Source organism: Roseomonas sp. OT10 (assembly GCF_020991085.1).
GTDB classification, from domain to species: Bacteria; Pseudomonadota; Alphaproteobacteria; order Acetobacterales; family Acetobacteraceae; genus Roseomonas; species Roseomonas cutis.
In genome coordinates, this window is the sequence record NZ_CP087719.1 from 1,109,873 (window position 1) to 1,125,461 (window position 15,589).

The 15,589-nt window shown below is 73.0% G+C and carries 12 protein-coding genes; 10 read left to right on the top strand and 2 right to left on the bottom strand.

The window, feature by feature from the left end; translation table 11 throughout:
- Positions 1 to 140: 140 nt before the first annotated feature.
- From LPC08_RS05080 to LPC08_RS05120, 9 genes are read left to right on the top strand one after another with little or no spacing between them, the layout of a single operon-like run.
- Complete coding sequence (locus tag LPC08_RS05080) at positions 141 to 923, top strand: class II aldolase/adducin family protein (RefSeq protein WP_230451647.1); 783 nt, start codon at positions 141 to 143, stop codon at positions 921 to 923.
- On the top strand, positions 920 to 2,608 hold the full coding sequence (locus tag LPC08_RS05085) for an amidohydrolase (RefSeq protein ID WP_230451648.1): 1,689 nt from the start codon (positions 920 to 922) through the stop codon (positions 2,606 to 2,608). Before LPC08_RS05080 ends, LPC08_RS05085 begins: the two co-directional genes overlap by 4 nt.
- Position 2,609: 1 nt before the next feature.
- On the top strand, positions 2,610 to 3,551 hold the full coding sequence (locus tag LPC08_RS05090; protein ID WP_230451649.1) for an ABC transporter permease: 942 nt from the start codon (positions 2,610 to 2,612) through the stop codon (positions 3,549 to 3,551).
- The gene (locus LPC08_RS05095; RefSeq protein ID WP_230451650.1) at positions 3,548 to 4,444 is read left to right on the top strand and encodes an ABC transporter permease; all 897 of its coding nucleotides are present in this window, start codon (positions 3,548 to 3,550) and stop codon (positions 4,442 to 4,444) included. The genes LPC08_RS05090 and LPC08_RS05095 overlap by 4 nt, the downstream gene beginning before the upstream one ends.
- Positions 4,445 to 4,458: 14 nt before the next feature.
- Positions 4,459 to 6,051, top strand: a complete 1,593-nt coding sequence (locus tag LPC08_RS05100) for an ABC transporter substrate-binding protein (protein WP_230451651.1) — start codon at positions 4,459 to 4,461, stop codon at positions 6,049 to 6,051.
- Positions 6,052 to 6,067: 16 nt separating this feature from the next.
- A complete protein-coding gene (locus LPC08_RS05105) occupies positions 6,068 to 7,660 on the top strand; it encodes an ABC transporter substrate-binding protein (protein ID WP_230451652.1) in 1,593 nt (530 codons plus the stop codon).
- 20 nt (positions 7,661 to 7,680) lie between these two features.
- Complete coding sequence (locus LPC08_RS05110) at positions 7,681 to 9,111, top strand: amidohydrolase family protein (protein WP_230451653.1); 1,431 nt, start codon at positions 7,681 to 7,683, stop codon at positions 9,109 to 9,111.
- Positions 9,108 to 10,112: an ABC transporter ATP-binding protein gene (locus tag LPC08_RS05115; RefSeq protein WP_230451654.1), complete on the top strand. Its 1,005-nt coding sequence runs from the start codon at positions 9,108 to 9,110 to the stop codon at positions 10,110 to 10,112. Before LPC08_RS05110 ends, LPC08_RS05115 begins: the two co-directional genes overlap by 4 nt.
- On the top strand, positions 10,109 to 11,212 hold the full coding sequence (locus tag LPC08_RS05120) for an ABC transporter ATP-binding protein (RefSeq protein ID WP_230451655.1): 1,104 nt from the start codon (positions 10,109 to 10,111) through the stop codon (positions 11,210 to 11,212). Before LPC08_RS05115 ends, LPC08_RS05120 begins: the two co-directional genes overlap by 4 nt.
- On the opposite strand, the gene LPC08_RS05125 is transcribed toward LPC08_RS05120, so the two are convergent.
- Positions 11,200 to 12,459: a hypothetical protein gene (locus LPC08_RS05125; protein WP_230451656.1), complete on the bottom strand. Its 1,260-nt coding sequence runs from the start codon at positions 12,457 to 12,459 to the stop codon at positions 11,200 to 11,202. The genes LPC08_RS05120 and LPC08_RS05125 overlap by 13 nt on opposite strands.
- An 89-nt stretch (positions 12,460 to 12,548) precedes the next feature.
- Between LPC08_RS05125 and LPC08_RS26165 the strand changes: the two genes are divergently transcribed.
- Positions 12,549 to 14,846 carry a glycosyltransferase gene (locus tag LPC08_RS26165; protein WP_304622064.1) on the top strand — a complete coding sequence of 766 codons (2,298 nt, stop codon included), beginning with the start codon at positions 12,549 to 12,551 and terminating at the stop codon, positions 14,844 to 14,846.
- Here LPC08_RS26165 and LPC08_RS05135 read toward each other — a convergent pair.
- Positions 14,830 to 15,507, bottom strand: a complete 678-nt coding sequence (locus LPC08_RS05135; protein ID WP_230451657.1) for a cytochrome b/b6 domain-containing protein — start codon at positions 15,505 to 15,507, stop codon at positions 14,830 to 14,832. The genes LPC08_RS26165 and LPC08_RS05135 overlap by 17 nt on opposite strands.
- Positions 15,508 to 15,589 lie beyond the last annotated feature (82 nt).

Here is a 15,589-nt window from a genome sequence, read left to right on the forward strand (position 1 = left end):
CCAGCGGGCGGCGGCGGGGCCCGTGGCACGGCGCCTGCTTGGAGGCGGCGGCCCTGCCGGCCCGGTATCGGGTTGACGGGTCGGGAAGGGGGGCGGATCGTCCACCGACCGCCACCTGGAGCAGATGGGAAGCCGCCCCCATGAACCTCGCAACCTCGCCCGCCGCGCTGCGCGGCATCTCCGAGGAGGAGTGGCGCATCCGCTGCGACCTCGCCGCCCTCTACCGCCTCGTCGCGCATCACCGCTGGACCGACTGGATCTACACCCACATCAGCGCGCGCCTGCCGGGGAAGGAGCACCACTTCCTCATCAACCGCTACGGCGTGCTGTTCGACGAGATGAAGGCGTCCGACCTGGTCAAGATCGACCTGGACGGCAACGTGGTGGATGGCGACGCGCAGTCCAACCCGGTGAACGCGGCGGGCTTCACCATCCATTCCGCCGTGCACATGAACCGCGACGACGCGATGTGCGTGATCCACACGCACACCTCCGCGGGCATCGCCGTCTCCGCCCAGAAGGACGGGCTGCTGCCGATCAGCCAGCACGCGCTGAAGTTCTACGGCCACCTCGCCTATCACGGCTACGAGGGCATCGCGCTGGACCTGGACGAGCGCGAGCGGCTGGTCGCCGACCTCGGCACCCACAAGGCGATGATCCTGCGCAACCATGGGCTGCTGACCTGCGGCCGCACCATCCCCGAGGCCTTCCACCAGCTCTACTACCTGGAGCGCGCCTGCCAGGCGCAGGTCGCGGCCATGTCGGGCGGGGCCGAGCTGGTCTTCCCGCCCGAGGAGGTGCGCCTCAAGACGGCGGCGCAGTTCAACGGCGGCAACCCCGAGCAGAAGCTCGTGCACTTCGAGATGGCCTGGCAGTCGGCGCTGCGCCAGATCGAGGGCAAGGGAGACGATTGGCGCGCATGAGCACGGAATGGCTCCTGGCCGGCGGGCGCGTCTTCCGCGGCCTGTCCGGTGGCTTCGCCGAGGCCCTGCTGGTCCGTGACGGCCGCGTCGCCGCCGTCGGCACGGCGGCGGAGGTGGAGGCCGCCGCCGGGCCGGAGGCGCGGCGCATCGACCTCGCCGGCCGGGTGGCCATCCCCGCCTTCAACGAGGCGCACATGCACCTGCTGCCCTATGGCCTCGGCCTGCGGCAGGTGAACCTGCGCCCCGATGACGGGGTGAAGACGCTCGACGCGTTGCTCGGCCGGATCGCCGCGGCGGCGAAGGAGACGCCGAAGGGCGAATGGGTGATCGGCCGCGGCTACGACCACGGCATCCTCGATGTCGGCCGCCATCCCACGGCGGACGAGCTGAGCCGGGTGGCGCCGGAGCACCCCGTCTACATCGTCCGCACCTGCGGCCATCTGGGCGTGGGCAACCGCGCGGCGCTGGCGCTGGCGGGGATCGGGCACAACACGCCCGACCCGGAGGGCGGGGCCATCGGGCGCCGCAACGGCGAGCTGACCGGCCTGCTGGCCGAGCAGGCGCAGCGGCTGATCCGCGACGTGGTGCCGGAGCCGGGCGAGGATGCCATGGTCGCGGCGATCGAGGCCGGGGCGCGCCACCTCGCCTCGCTGGGCTTCGCGGCCGCGAGCGACATGAACGTGGGCATGACGGCGGGGCTGAAGGAGGTCGCCGCCTATCACCGCGCGGTCGCCGAAGGGCGCCTGCCGCTGCGGATGTGGCAGGTGCTGGCCGGCAATCCCGAGGGCATCGCGAACGCCGCCTGGGACGAGGGCATGCGCCCCGGCGACTGGATGGCGGTGGGCGACCGCGCCCCGCGCAAGGCGGCGGAGCAGGACGGCACGAAGCCGGAGATCCTGACCTGGGGCGCGGTGAAGGTCTTCGGCGACGGCTCGGCCGGCGGGCTGACGGCGGCGATGTTCGAGCCCTACCGCGAGGAGGCGGGCGGCGGCACGGGCCTCTTCTGCTTCCCCGACGCGACGATGCATGCGCTGCTGCTGCAGTACCACAAGCAGGGCTGGCAGCTCGACATCCACGCCATCGGCGACGCGGCGATCGAGCAGGTGCTGTCGGGGATGGAAGCCGCGGATTCGCCGGAGCACGGGATCGACGGCCGCCGGCACCGCATCGAGCACTGCGGCTTTCTCAACCGCGACCAGCGGCGGCGGATGCTGGCGCACGGCATCCTGCCGGTGCCGCAGCCGACCTTCATCTACGAGTTCGGCGACGTCTACATCCGCAACCTGGGCTACGAGCGCAGCGCCGCCTCCTACCCCATGCGCACCTGGCTGGCGGAGGGGCACCACCCCTCCGCCAGCTCCGACGCGCCGGTCTGCACGCCCGATCCCTTCGTGAACCTCTACACCATGGTCACGCGGAAGACGGTGAAGGGGACGGAGATCGGGCCGGAGGAGGCCATCACCGTCGAGCAGGCCGTCCACTGCTACACCTGGTGCGGCGCCTTCAGCCAGTTCGCGGAGAACCGGCGCGGCACGCTGGAGCCGGGGATGCTGGGCGACGTCGCCGTGCTGTCGCGCGACATCTTCGACGGCCCGCCCGAGGCGCTGCTGGAGACGCGCTGCGACCTGACGCTGCGCGGCGGCGCCGTGATCTTCGACCGGAACGGCGAGGGGGGCGGCGGCTGACATGGCCCGGCATGCCTTGCAGCGACTGCTTCTCACGATCCCGGTCCTGCTCGGCGTGCTGCTGGTGGGCTTCCTGCTGTTGCAGGTGGTGCCGACCGACCCGGCGACGGTGCGCGCCGGGGCCAACGCCACGCCGGACGTGATCGCCGCGATCCGCGCCGACATGGGGCTGGACGAGCCGCTGTGGAAGCAGTTCGGCCTGTACCTGCTGCGGTTGCTGCAAGGCGACCTGGGCGTGTCGCTGATCAACAACGTCCCCGTGACGCAGGAGCTGGCGGCGACCATCGGCCCGACGCTGGAGCTGATGGTCGCCAGCCTGTTCTGGTCGATCCCGCTGGGCATCCTGCTCGGCACCGCGGCGGCCTACTGGCGCGGCTCGCTGTTCGACCGGGCGGTGATGGCGGTGGCGGTGGCGGCCGCGACCATGCCGGTGTTCTTCCTGGCGCTGATGCTGATCTGGCTGCTGGGCTTCACCTACCAGATCTTCCCCTTTACCGGGCGCGGCGGGCCGCTCTGGAGCTGGGACGGCATCATGGCCATCACCCTGCCGGCCATCGCGCTGGGCGGCACCTTCATCGGGCCGGTGGCGCGCATGACCCGCACCGCCGTGCTGGACGTCCTCGGCGCCGACCATGTGCGGACCGCGCGGGCGAAGGGTCTGGGCGAGTTCTCCGTCGTGCTGCACCACGCGCTGCGCAACGCGCTGATCCCCGTGGTGACGCTGATCGGGTTGCAGATCGGCTTCCTGCTCGGCGGCGCTGTGGTGACGGAGACGGTCTTTTCCTGGCCCGGCGTCGGGCGCCTCGCGGTGGGGGCGATCCTGTCCTCGGACTTCCCCATGGCGCAGGGCACCATCCTGGTGCTGAGCCTGGGCTTCATCCTCATCAACCTGGCGGTGGACGTGCTGTACTCGGCCCTCGACCCGCGGATGCGCGCCCGATGAGCGCCGCCCAGGCGGACGCCATCCCGACGCCGGAGGAGGTGGTCGCGCCCACCCCGCCGCAGCGCCCCGGCACGCTGAAGCGGCTGTTGCGCGACCCGGCGGCGGCGCTCGCCCTGCTGGCGGTGGTGCTGATGATCGGCGGCGCCGCGCTGGCGCCGTGGCTGGCGCCGACCGATCCCTACGACAACGACCTGTCGATGGCGCTCCGGGCGCCGGGCGAGCCCGGGCTGCTGCTCGGGGCGGACAGCCAGGGACGCAACATGATCACCCGCCTGCTCTACGGCACGCGCACCAGCCTGCTGATGGGCGGCGCCGCGCTGCTGCTGGGCGGGGGGCTGGGCGTCCTGATCGGCTTCGCCGCCGCCTTCTGGCCACGGCTGGACGGGCTGCTGATGCGGCTGATGGACGTGATGCTGTCCTTCCCCGCCATCCTGTTCGGCCTCGCGCTGGCCGCCATCTTCGGTCCCGGCACCATGGCGGTGATCCTGGCGCTGTCGGTCGCCACCGTGCCGCTGATGGCGCGCATCGCCCGCGGCGCCGCGCTGGTGGTGATGGGACAGGACTACATCGAGGCCGCGCGCGCCACGGGCATGTCCGACGCGCGGCTGATCCTGCGGCACCTGGCGCCGAACTGCCTCTCCTCCATCTTCGTCTTCGCGACGCTGCGCTTCGGGCAGGTGATCCTGCTCGGCTCCGCGCTCTCCTTCCTCGGCCTGGGCGCGCAGCCGCCGGAGGCGGAACTGGGCGCGATGGCGAGCGAGGGGCGCAACTTCCTGTTCTTCGCGCCGCACATCGCCATCATTCCGTCTATCGCGATCTTCGTGATCGTGCTGGCCTTCAACATCCTCGGGGATGCGCTGCGCGACGCGCTCGATCCCCGGCTGCGCGTGTGACCGGGAGAATGGGGATGCGAAAGCTGTTCGGGGCCGCGTTGCTGGCCGTGGGCGCCGCCATGCCGGCGGCGGAGGCGCTGGCCCAGGCGACGCCGCGCAACACGCTGACGATCCTGCGCGAGATCGACGCCGACACCTACGACCCCGCGCGCACCACGGCGCTGGCCGCGGGCGAGGCGATCTACCTGATGAGCGACACGCTGGTCTCAATGGACTGGGACCAGCGCACCATCCGCCCCGGCCTCGCCGAAAGCTGGACCGTCAGCGAGGACGGCCGGACCTACACCTTCAAGATCCGCCGGGGCGTCACCTTCTGCGACGGCAAGCCGCTGACCGCGAAGGACGTCGCCTACAGCATCAACCGCTGGGCCGATCCCGCGACGCGCTCGCCGTCGCGCTGGCGCGCCGGGCCGATCGAGGAGGTCAAGGCCCTCGACGACCACACGCTGGAGTACCGGCTGAAGGAGCCCTTCGGCGACCTGCTGGCGCAGCTCACCATGTATTTCGGCAGCGTCGTGGACCAGGCGACGGTGGAGCGGCTGGGCACCAACTTCGGGTCGCAGGGCTTCAACGGCACCGGCCCCTATTGCTGGGCGAGCTGGAACCCGCGCCAGGAGATGGTGCTGACGAAGCATCCCACCTACAACTGGGGCCCGCCGCTGTACCAGAACCCCTCGCCGCAGGTGGAGCGCATCGTCCTGCGCGTGATCCCCGAGGCGAACACGCGCCTCGCGGCGATGCAGGCGGGGCAGGGCGACCTGACGCAATGGATTCCCTGGTACGCGCTGGACGGGCTGCGCCGCACCCCGACCCTGAAGCTGGCGCGGCAGGAGGTGCATTTCTTCGACCACTTCATGGGCTTCAAGGTGGACAAGCCCGTGGTGAGCGATCCTGCCATCCGCCGCGCCGTCAACCTCGCCGTGGACCGCGCCGCCATCACCAAGGCCGTGTTCTTCGGCGCCGGCGATCCGGCCAATGCCTACCTCAACCCCAACGTGCTGGACTACGACGCCCAGGCGGCGAAGGAGACGCCGGGCTTCGACCCCGCCGAGGCGCGCAAGGAGTTGGACGCGGCGGGCTGGGTCGCCGGGCCGGACGGCGTGCGGGTGAAGGACGGGCAGCGCGCCGCCTTCACCGTCTACGGCATCCAGACCCAGATCAACAACGGCATGATGCAGGCGGTGCAGGCGGACCTGCGCCGCATCGGCATCGAGATGAAGGTGCAGCTCTGGGACGCGACCGTGGCCTGGGGCAAGCTGGCGACGCAGGAATTCGACGCCTTCGTCATGTCCTACCCCTACATGTCGGCCACCGACGCCTTCTCGCTCTACTTCCATTCCGCCAACCGGCCGACGCCGAACCGGATGAACTGGAACGACCCGCAGACGGACCAGTGGCTGGTGGGCGCGCGCACGGCGGTGGACCCGGCCCAGCGCGCCACGATGATCGGCCAGCTCCAGCGCCGGATCGCGGAGAACAACGTCTGGCTGCCGCTGGTGCGCCAGCAGCTCTGGAGCGTGGCCGCGCAGCGGGTGGAGGGCGCCCGGCCGCACGGCATCTACGGCGTGGCCTTCTACAAGGGCCTCGACATCCGGCTGACCCGTTGAAGCAGGAGAAGCATCCGTGAAGAAGACGCTCGCCACCGGCCTGCTGGGCCTCGCCACCCTGCTGCCGGCCGCCGGGGCGCTGGCCCAGCCCGCGCCGCGCAACACCCTGGTCGTGGTGCGGGAGATCGATTCCGACCATTACGACCCGCCCCGCACGACGTCGCGCGCGGCGGGTGAGCTGGTCTACATGCTGGCCGACACGCTGGTCTCGCTGGACTGGGACGGCAAGACGGTGCGCCCGGGCCTCGCCGAGAGCTGGACGGTCAGCGAGGACGGCAAGCTCTACACCTTCAAGCTGAAGCGCGGCGTCAGCTTCTGCGACGGCAAGCCCTTCACGGCGAAGGACGTCGTCTACAGCATCAACCGCTGGCTCGACCCCGCCACCCGCTCCCCCGTGCGCTGGCGCGCCGGCCCGGTGAAGGAGGTCCGCGCGGTCGACGACTTCACGGTCGAGTACGAGCTGACGCAGCCCTATGGCGAGCTGCTCTACCAGCTCACCCTGTTCATGGCCTCGATCGTGGATCAGGCGACGGTGGAGCGGCTGGGCGCGAATTTCGGCGTCCAGGGCTTCAACGGCACCGGCCCCTATTGCTGGGGCGAGTGGAAGCCGCGCCAGGAATTCACCGTGACGCGGCACGAGGGCTACAATTGGGGCCCGCCGATCTACCGCAACCCGGCGCCGCAGGTGGAGCGCGTCGTCTGGCGCATCATGCCGGAGCAGAACACCCGCATGGCCGCGATCCAGACCGGGCAGGCGGACATCACCCAGTACCTCCCGTACTTCGCCGTGCAGCAGATGCGCAACGTGCCCACGGTGAAGATGAGCCAGCAGGAGAACTACTTCTGGGACTACTTCATGGGCTTCAAGGTGGACAAGCCCGTGATGAACGACCCGGAGGTGCGCCGGGCGATGAACCTCGCGATCAACCGCGACGCGGTGACCAAGGCGGCCTTCTTCGGCGTGGCGGACCCGGCGAATGCCATCGTCAACCCCAATACCTCCGGCTACAGCGCCGAGGCGGCGCGGGAGATGCCGGGCTTCAACCCGGAGGAGGCGCGCCGCGTGCTGGACGCGGCCGGCTGGAAGCCGGGGCCTGACGGCATCCGGGTGAAGGACGGCCAGCGCGCGACCTTCCTGCTCTACGGCACCCAGGGCCAGGTCAACCGCGTGCAGGCGGAGGCGATCCAGGCGGACCTCCGCCGCGTCGGGATCGAGATGCGCGTGCAGCTCTGGGACGCCACGGCGGTCTGGGGCAAGCTGGCGACGCAGGAGTTCGACGCCTTCTTCATGTCCTACCCCTATGTCTCGGCCACCGATGCGCTCGCCCTCTACTTCGACAGCAACAACCGCCCGACGCCGAACCGCATGAACTGGGTCGATCCCGACACGGACCGGCTGCTGCGCGAGGCCAAGTCGGCGCTGGACGAGGCGACCCGCAACAAGGCCATCGGCGAGCTGCAACGCCGGCTGACCGAGGCGAACGTCTGGACGCCCCTCTCGCGCGAGCAGCTCTGGATCGCCTCCGCGCAGCGGGTGGAGGGCGCGCGGGCGCATGGCATCTACGGGGTCGGGCTCTACAAGATGCTCGACATCCGGCTGACGCGCTGAAGCAGCAGGGGGAGGGGAGCATGGCCACCGTCATCCGCAACGCCGACGTCGTCGTCGCCTGGGACACGTCGGAGAAGCAGCACACCTACCTGACCGGCGGGGATTTGGCCTATGACGGCGGCACCCTCACCTTCGTCGGCCGCAACTACGCCGGCCCGGCGGAGGAGGAGATCGACGGGCGTGGGCTGCTGGTCATGCCCGGCCTCGTCAACATCCACTCCCACCCCTCCAGCGAGCCGATGAACAAGGGGCTGATCGACGAGATCGGCTCCCCCGGCTTCTACAACTCCTCCCTCTACGAATACCTGCCGATCTTCCGCGCTGAGGGCGAGGCGGCGTCGCACTGCGTGCGCGTGGCGCTGAGCGAGCTGCTGCTTTCCGGCGTCACCACCGTTGCCGACCTCTCCATGGCGCATCCCGGCTGGCTGGACCTGCTGGCCGAGAGCGGCATGCGAGTCTGCCTCGCGCCCATGTTCCGCTCCGCCCGCTGGTACACGAAGAACGGCCATGTGGTGGAGTACGAGTGGGACGAGGGCGCCGGCGAGAAGGCGATGGAGGAGGCGCTGCGCCTGGTCGAGCGGGCGCAGCAGCACGAATGCGGCCGGCTGTTCGGCATGGTCGTGCCGGCGCAGATCGACACCTGCTCCGCCGGCCTGCTGAAGGAATCCTCGCAGGAGGCGAAGGCGCGCGGCCTGTCCTGGCAGATCCACGCGGCGCAGTCGGTCACCGAATTCCACGAGATCACCCGCCGCCACGGGCTGACGCCCATCGGCTGGCTGGACAGCCTCGGCCTGCTGAACGACCGCGCCATCATCGGCCACGGCATCTTCCTCGACGACCACCCCTCCACCCGCTGGCACACCGACACCGACCTCGGACGCCTGGCGGAGACGGGCACCACCGTCGCCCACTGCCCCACCGTCTTCGCCCGGCGCGGCATCACCATGAAGACCTTCGGGCGCTACAAGCGGCGCGGGGTGAACATGGGCCTGGGCACGGACACCTACCCGCACAACATGCTCGACGAGATGCGCCTCGCCGCCTACCTCGCCCGCACCCAGGCGACCGATCCGCGCAGCGTCACGACGAACGAGCTGTTCGAGGCCGCGACCATCGGCGGCGCCCGTGCCCTGGGCCGTGACGATATCGGCCGCCTCGCTCCCGGCTGCCGCGCCGACCTGGTGCTGGTCGATGCCGACCATCCGCGCATGAAGCCCTCCTACGACCCCGTGCGCAGCCTGATCTATTCCGCCGGGGATCGTGCGGTGAAGGCGGTCTACGTGGATGGGCAGAAGGTGGTCCAGGATGGCGAGGTGCTGACCATGGACTTCCGCGCCGCCGCGGCCGCGCTGGACGAGGCGCAGAAGCGCATGGTCCCCGGCGTGCCCGAACGCGACTGGGCGCACCGCCCGGCCGAGCGCATCTCGCCGCCGACCTTCCGCTGGTCGTGAGCGCCTCGCCCGAGCTGCTCCGGATCGAGGGGCTGCGCACGGTCTTCCGCACCTCCGCCGGCGACCTGCCGGCGGTGGACGGGGTGGAGCTGGCGGTGCCGCGCGGCGGCACCCTGGGCATCGTGGGGGAGAGCGGCTGCGGCAAGTCGATGCTCTCGCTCTCGATCATGCGCCTCGTCCCGCATCCCGGGCGCATCGCCGCCGGGCGGGTGCTGCTGGACGGGCGCGACCTCGTGGCCCTCTCCGACGCGGAGATGCGCAAGGTACGCGGCGGCGAGATCGCGATGATCTTCCAGGAGCCGATGACCTCGCTGAACCCCGTCCACACGGTGGGCGCCCAGATCGTCGAGGCGATGCGGGCGCATGACCGCACGGCGTCCGAGCGCGCGATGCGGGCCGAGGCCATCGCCGCGCTGAAGCGCGTCCGCATCCCCGCGCCGGAGCGGCGCTTCGACGAGTTCCCGCACCAGCTCTCCGGCGGCATGCGCCAGCGGGTGATGATCGCCATGGCGCTGGCCTGCAAGCCGCGGCTGCTGATCGCGGACGAGCCGACCACGGCGCTGGACGTGACGGTGCAGGCGCAGATCCTGGACCTGCTGCGGGAGTTGCAGGCGGAGACGGGGATGTCCGTCATCCTCATCACCCACGACCTCGGCGTGATCGCGGAGATGGCCGACACCGTCGCGGTGATGTATGCCGGCCGCGTCGTGGAGCAGACGACGGCCGCCGCGCTCTTCGCCGATCCGCAGCACCCCTACGCGATCGGGCTGCTCGGCAGCATCCCGCGGCTGGACGAGGAGCGCGACCGGCTGCTCTCCATCGACGGCTCCGTGCCGCCGCCCTTCGCCCTGCCGCCCGGCTGCCACTTCCACCCCCGCTGCCCCTTCGAGATCGGCGCCTGCCGCAGCACCGACCCCGTGCTGACGGAGATCGCGCCCGGCCACCGCGCCGCCTGTCTCCGGGCGCCCGTCGAAGCCTCCCTGGGGGAGCTGTCCGCATGAGCGCGCTGCTGGAGGTGGAGGACCTCGCCAAGCACTACCCCGCGCGCGGCGCCGGCCTGTTCTCGCGCGGCGGCACGGTGCGGGCGGTGGATGGCGTCAGCTTCTCGCTGGACAAGGGCGAGACCCTGGCGCTGGTCGGGGAATCCGGCTGCGGCAAGTCCACCACCGCGCGCCTGGTGATGCGGCTGATCGAGCCCAGCGCCGGCACGCTGCGCTTCGACGGGCAGGATGTCAGCCGCTCCGGCGGCGCCACCCTGCGCATGCTGCGGCGGCGCATGCAGATCGTCTTCCAGGACCCCTATGCCAGCCTCAACCCGCGCCTGACGGTGGGCGAGGCGATCGCCGAGCCCATGGCGGTGCACGGCATGGGCGACGGCCGCGCCCAGCGCGCCCGGGTGCAGGAGCTGCTGCGCCTCGTGGGCCTCCAGCCCTTCCATGCGGGGCGCTACCCGCACGAGTTCTCCGGCGGGCAGCGGCAGCGCATCGGCATCGCGCGCGCCCTTTCCGTCCGCCCCGACCTGCTGGTCTGCGACGAGCCGGTCAGCGCGCTGGACGTCTCGATCCAGGCGCAGGTGGTGAACCTGCTGAAGGATCTTCAGCAGCGCTTCGGCCTGTCCTACCTGTTCATCGCCCACGACCTGGCCGTGGTGAAGCACGTCGCCGACCGGATCGCGGTGATGTACCTCGGCCGCATCGTGGAGGTCGCGGACAAGCGCACCCTCTTCACGGCGCCCCGCCACCCCTATACGCGCGCCCTGCTCGCCGCGATCCCGCGCCCGGACCCGACCCTGCGCGGCACCGTCACCCCGCTGGGCGGCGACCTGCCCAGCCCGCTGAACCCGCCGCCCGGCTGCCGCTTCCACACCCGCTGCCCGAATGCCGTGGCGATCTGCCGGGAACAGGACCCGCCGCTGCGCCCGATGCCGGGCGGGGGCAGCCATCTCGCCGCCTGCCACCTCGCGGAGCAGTTGCCTGCCGTCCCCCCGGTGACGGAGCACGGCATCCCGCCGGTCGCGGCGAAGCGCCTCGCCCTCTACGTCGCCGCGCGCGAGGCGAAGCGGCAGGCGGCGGTCCGGGCGGTGCCGGGTCAGGCCGCGTAGACGAAGGTCACCTCGCCGACCGCCACGGACAGCTCGCGCGCATCGTCGCTGTGTCCGTCGCGCAGCGGGCTGCCGTGGGAGAGGCTGTCCAGCCGCAGGGCCTCGAAGGCCACGGCCGCCCCCGGTTCGACCTGCGCCACGAAGCCGTCCGCCACCGCCTCGAGCGTGAGCGTGGTCCCGTGCGCATCGAGCGTGGCGAGCAGTTGCGGCGGCCCGTCGCCATAGACGTGACGCAGCCTCAGCCGCACGCGCTCCACCGGCCGCGCCGGCTCCGGATTCTCGATCAGCCCGCTGGGCCCCATCCAGCGGAATTCCGACTCGGGCGGGTACCAGCCCAGGGTGAAGCGGTCGTCGTCCGAGGGCAGCACGCGCTCGGCCGGCTGCGGCGCGGGCTCGGGCAGGGGCGTGGCCAGGGTCGCGCGCAGCGCCTCCAGCCTTGCCTCGGGCGGGCCGATCCGCGGCTCGGGCGCGCCACCCTCGGCCAGCAGCCCCATCACGTGCTGCACGAAGCCGTCGAAGCGCGCGTCGCGTTCGGCGAAGCCCTGCTCCATCGCCTGGCGCAGCCGCGCCTCGCGCAGCACGGAGGCCTGCTCCGCCGCCCGCAGCCGCGCCGCCAGCACGGGCACCGCCTCCTGCTCCGGGAAGGCCGGGGCGAGCGCCCAGGTGGCGACGGGCCGGGCCAGGCCCTGGCACCAGATCTCCACCTGCATCCCCGTCTCATCCAGATCCTCCGCGCGCAGGGCCAGGGCGAAGCGCACCCGGCCGGCGCCGTCCGGCCCGGGTTGCGGCGGCTCCGCCGCGACCGGCCGTGGCGGGCCGCCCTGGACCCGCGCCGCCAGGACAGGGGCGAAGAAGCCGTTCTCCCGGTTCAGCAGCGTCCCGCGCAGCAGCCCCTGGCGCAGCTCCAGGGCCTCCAGCTCCGGGTTGCCCGGCCCCATCAGGCGCCAGGCGAGGTTGCCGGCGCCAAGCTCCAGCGGCGGCGCCAGCTCCCCCGTCCCGCCCTCCGGTCCCAGGCGCAGCAGGGCCGGGGCAGGGGCGCAGGGCAGGCGGTCGATCACCACCTCCAGCACCTCCTCCGCGGCGAAGGGGCCGGTCCGTTCCGCCCGCCCGGCCTCGATCCCGCCGACCCAGGCGATCGCCGGCGCCGACAGGGTGCCGGCCTCCGTGCAGCGCAGGCGCAGGCGTCGCGCGGCCACCTCCGCCACCACGAAGCGGGGGGCGGGCGGGGCATCGACATGGTCCGGCATGCGGCCTCCCTGGACGGTTTGGCGCCCCGGCCGCACCATCCCGCCTATCGCTGGCCGGGAGGGCCGGCCGGGCGCGAAAAGGGGACGAGGTGCCGCAGCGCCTGCACATGTTCTCGCCGCTGCCGCCGGCGCGCAACGGCGTGGCCGACTACGCCGCCCTGCTGCGGCCCGCCCTGGCCGCGCATTACGAGGTGATCTGCGAGCCGGGCGAGACGTCGCTCGGGCCGTTGCCGGAGGGGGCGCGGGTGCTGCACCAGCTCGGCAACAGTCCCGGCCATGCGGTGACGCTGCGCGCGCTGCGCCGGCATCCCGGCCTGGCCGTGCTGCACGACCTGACGCTGGCGGTGCCGTTGCGCGAGGCGGAGACGGAGGAGGCGCTCCGCACGGCCCTGCGCGCCCTCTCGCCCGGCCTGGGCGGGACGCTCGGCGAGGCCTGGCTGGCCGAGGGGCGGCTTCCCGGCGCGGCGGCGGCGGCCTTCCCGCTGCTGGGCCAGGCGCTCGCGAATGCCCGCGCGGCGATCGTCCATTCGCAGCATGCCCGCCGGCGCCTGGCCACGCTCTGGCCGCCGATCGCCGCGCGGATCGCGGTCATCCCGCACCTTGCCCCGCTCGCCGCCCCGGACCGTGCTGCGGCCCGCACGGCGCTGGGGCTGCCGCAGGACCGCTTCCTGCTGCTGACGGCGGGCTTCGCCGCCTGGGCCAAGCGCCTGGACTGGGTGGCCGAGGCGGTGACCGAGGCGAGGCGGCGCGGCGCCCGGCTGCTCTGGATCCATGCCGGGGAGGGGGAGGCGGCCGCCATCGCCCCCGCCCTGGCCGCCGCCGGGGCCTTCCGCGCCACCGGGTACCTGCCGGAGCCGCTGCTGGCGACGCACCTCGCCGCCTGCGACGCCCTGGCCAACCTGCGTGCGCCCTCGGTCGGGGAGAGCTCCGGCACGCTGGCGCGGGCGCTGGGGGCAGGGCGCTGTGCCTTCGTCTCCGATGTCGCCGGCTATGCCGAGCTGCCGCGCGATGCCGTGTTGCACCTGCCGCCCCTGGCGCCGCAGCGCGCCCTGGCCGAGGCGCTGCTGGCGCTGGAAGGCGACCGCGGCCTGGCCGATGCGGTGGGGCGGCGCGCCGCCGACCATGCCCGTGCCGTGCTGGCGCCGGAGCGGGTGGCCCTAGCCTATCGCCAGGCGATCGAGGAGTTCCGCAACGCGCCGCCGCCCGTGCCGGCCCCGGCGGTGGGGCGCGGGCGCACGCCACGCCTGCTGCTGGTCTCGCCCGTGCCGCCCTGGCCCGTGCGCGCCGGCAACGCCGCCCGGCTGCTGGCCCTGGGCGGCGCGCTGTCTTGCCGCGGCCTGCCGGCGGAGCTGGCCTGCCCGTTGCCGCGCCTGTCGGCGGAGGACGAGCGCCGCCGCCGCCGCGACTGGGCGGCGCTGCACCCGCTGCCCTGGCGGCCGCGCCATGCCCCGACCCATCCGGACCGCTGGGCGCTGGATGACTGGTGCCCGGTGGAGACGGTGGAGGCGGTGGCGGCGCTCCACCGCGCCCGCCGCTATGATGCGGTGATCGCCTCCTACACCTGGCTTTCGGCCGTGCTGGATGCCGTGCCGGGCGCGTTGCGCGTGCTGGACACGCACGACCTGCTGGGCGGGCGGCGGGAGGCGGCGCTGGCGGCGGGCCTCGCCCCCTCCTGGTTCTGGACGGGCGAGGCCGAGGAGGCGCGCGGCCTGGACCGTGCCGACCTTGTCCTGGGCATCCAGCCGGAGGAGGGCGCCCTGCTGCGCCGGCGCACCCGCCGGCCGGTGCTGGTCGTGGGCCATGCGCCCCGGCCGCGCGCCCGGCCGCCCGGCGCGGCGCCCTTTCCCTTCGGCCTGCTGGCCAGCGGCAATGTCTGGAACCGCCATGCCGTCGCCGCGCTGGACCGGGCGCTGGCGGCGCATCCGCGCGGGCGTGGCCTGCCCTGGCTGCTCGGCGGCGCGATCCGCCCGGAGGGCCGCCTGCGCTCCGGCGTGGTGGCGACGGGACCCGTCGCCGAGGCGGCGGAGTTCCACCGGCTGATCGGATGCGCGGTGAACCCGATGGAGGGCGGCACCGGGCTGAAGATCAAGACCGTCGAGGCGCTCTGCGACGGGTTGCCGGTGATCGGCACGCGCCATGCCTTCGCCGGCCTCTCCCCCGACCATCCGGCGCAGCAGGCGGCGGATGCGGCCGAGGTCGCGGACTGGATGGCCGAGCACGAATCCTCCGCGCCGCTGCGTGCCGCGCTGGAGGAGGCCTCCCGCACCCTGGCCCGGCGCTGGCACGCGGCGGTGGAAGCAGGGCTGGACGCGCTGGCGGCGGTGCTGCGCTCGGGGCGGGTGCCGGAAGCCGCCGCCGGGGACCGCGGCCTCAGCCCAGCTGGCTGATCCCCCAGACGGCCGCCGCCGCCGCGGCCAGCAGGACGGCGCCCAGGACCGGGCTGCCCAGGCGCGGGGCGCGGTGCGCGAAGCCCGCGGGCAGGCGCTTCACCCCGGTCACCATGGGCCGCACCAGGTCCTGCCGCTTCAGCAGCGCATAGGCCAGGACCGCGAGAACATGCAGCCCGGCGGCGGCCAGCAGGAACCAGTAGGCGCGGAGATGGATGGCGGTCGCCTGATCGCTCACCGCCGGCGGCACCCGCGCCGCCAGGGGGCCGCGGGTGAGGATCTGGTCGTCCGCCATCAACCCCGTGACGGTCTGCAGCAGCAGCAGGCCGAGGAGGACGAGCACCATCCACCCGCCGGCGGCGTTGTGCCCCAGTTCCGTATCCGGCTCCCGCCGGGTGAGGTGGGAGAGGTGGCGCAGCCCCTCGAGCGGCGGGCGCAGGAAACGGGTGAAGCGCGCCGTGTCCGACCCGACCAGCCCCCAGGCGAGGCGGAACAGGACCAGCGCCAGGATGGTGAAGCCGCTGAGGAAGTGCAGCTCCCAGCGCGCCTGCGTGCCGCTCCACCAGGAGAGGGGCAGCAGCAGCGCGATGACCCAGTGGGTCAGCCGGACCCAGCCGTCCCAGACCCGCACCGGCACGCGCGACTCTTGTGTCGTCGTCATCGGAAAGCCCCCGCCCACCCCGGGGATGATCGGCCCGTCCGGCCGCAAGGCAAGGGCCCCGAGGGTGCAGCCAGGCCGTGCA

Bases quoted from the DNA above. Each gene is read 5' to 3' on its own strand.
- LPC08_RS05120 (WP_230451655.1), top strand. From the start codon at position 10,109: ATGAGCGCGCTGCTGGAGGTGGAGGACCTCGCCAAGCACTACCCCGCG.
- LPC08_RS05090 (WP_230451649.1), top strand. From the start codon at position 2,610: ATGGCCCGGCATGCCTTGCAGCGACTGCTTCTCACGATCCCGGTCCTG.
- LPC08_RS05095 (WP_230451650.1), top strand. From the start codon at position 3,548: ATGAGCGCCGCCCAGGCGGACGCCATCCCGACGCCGGAGGAGGTGGTC.
- LPC08_RS05135 (WP_230451657.1), bottom strand. From the start codon at position 15,507: ATGACGACGACACAAGAGTCGCGCGTGCCGGTGCGGGTCTGGGACGGC.
- LPC08_RS05080 (WP_230451647.1), top strand. From the start codon at position 141: ATGAACCTCGCAACCTCGCCCGCCGCGCTGCGCGGCATCTCCGAGGAG.
- LPC08_RS05110 (WP_230451653.1), top strand. From the start codon at position 7,681: ATGGCCACCGTCATCCGCAACGCCGACGTCGTCGTCGCCTGGGACACG.
- LPC08_RS05125 (WP_230451656.1), bottom strand. From the start codon at position 12,459: ATGCCGGACCATGTCGATGCCCCGCCCGCCCCCCGCTTCGTGGTGGCG.
- LPC08_RS05100 (WP_230451651.1), top strand. From the start codon at position 4,459: ATGCGAAAGCTGTTCGGGGCCGCGTTGCTGGCCGTGGGCGCCGCCATG.
- LPC08_RS05085 (WP_230451648.1), top strand. From the start codon at position 920: ATGAGCACGGAATGGCTCCTGGCCGGCGGGCGCGTCTTCCGCGGCCTG.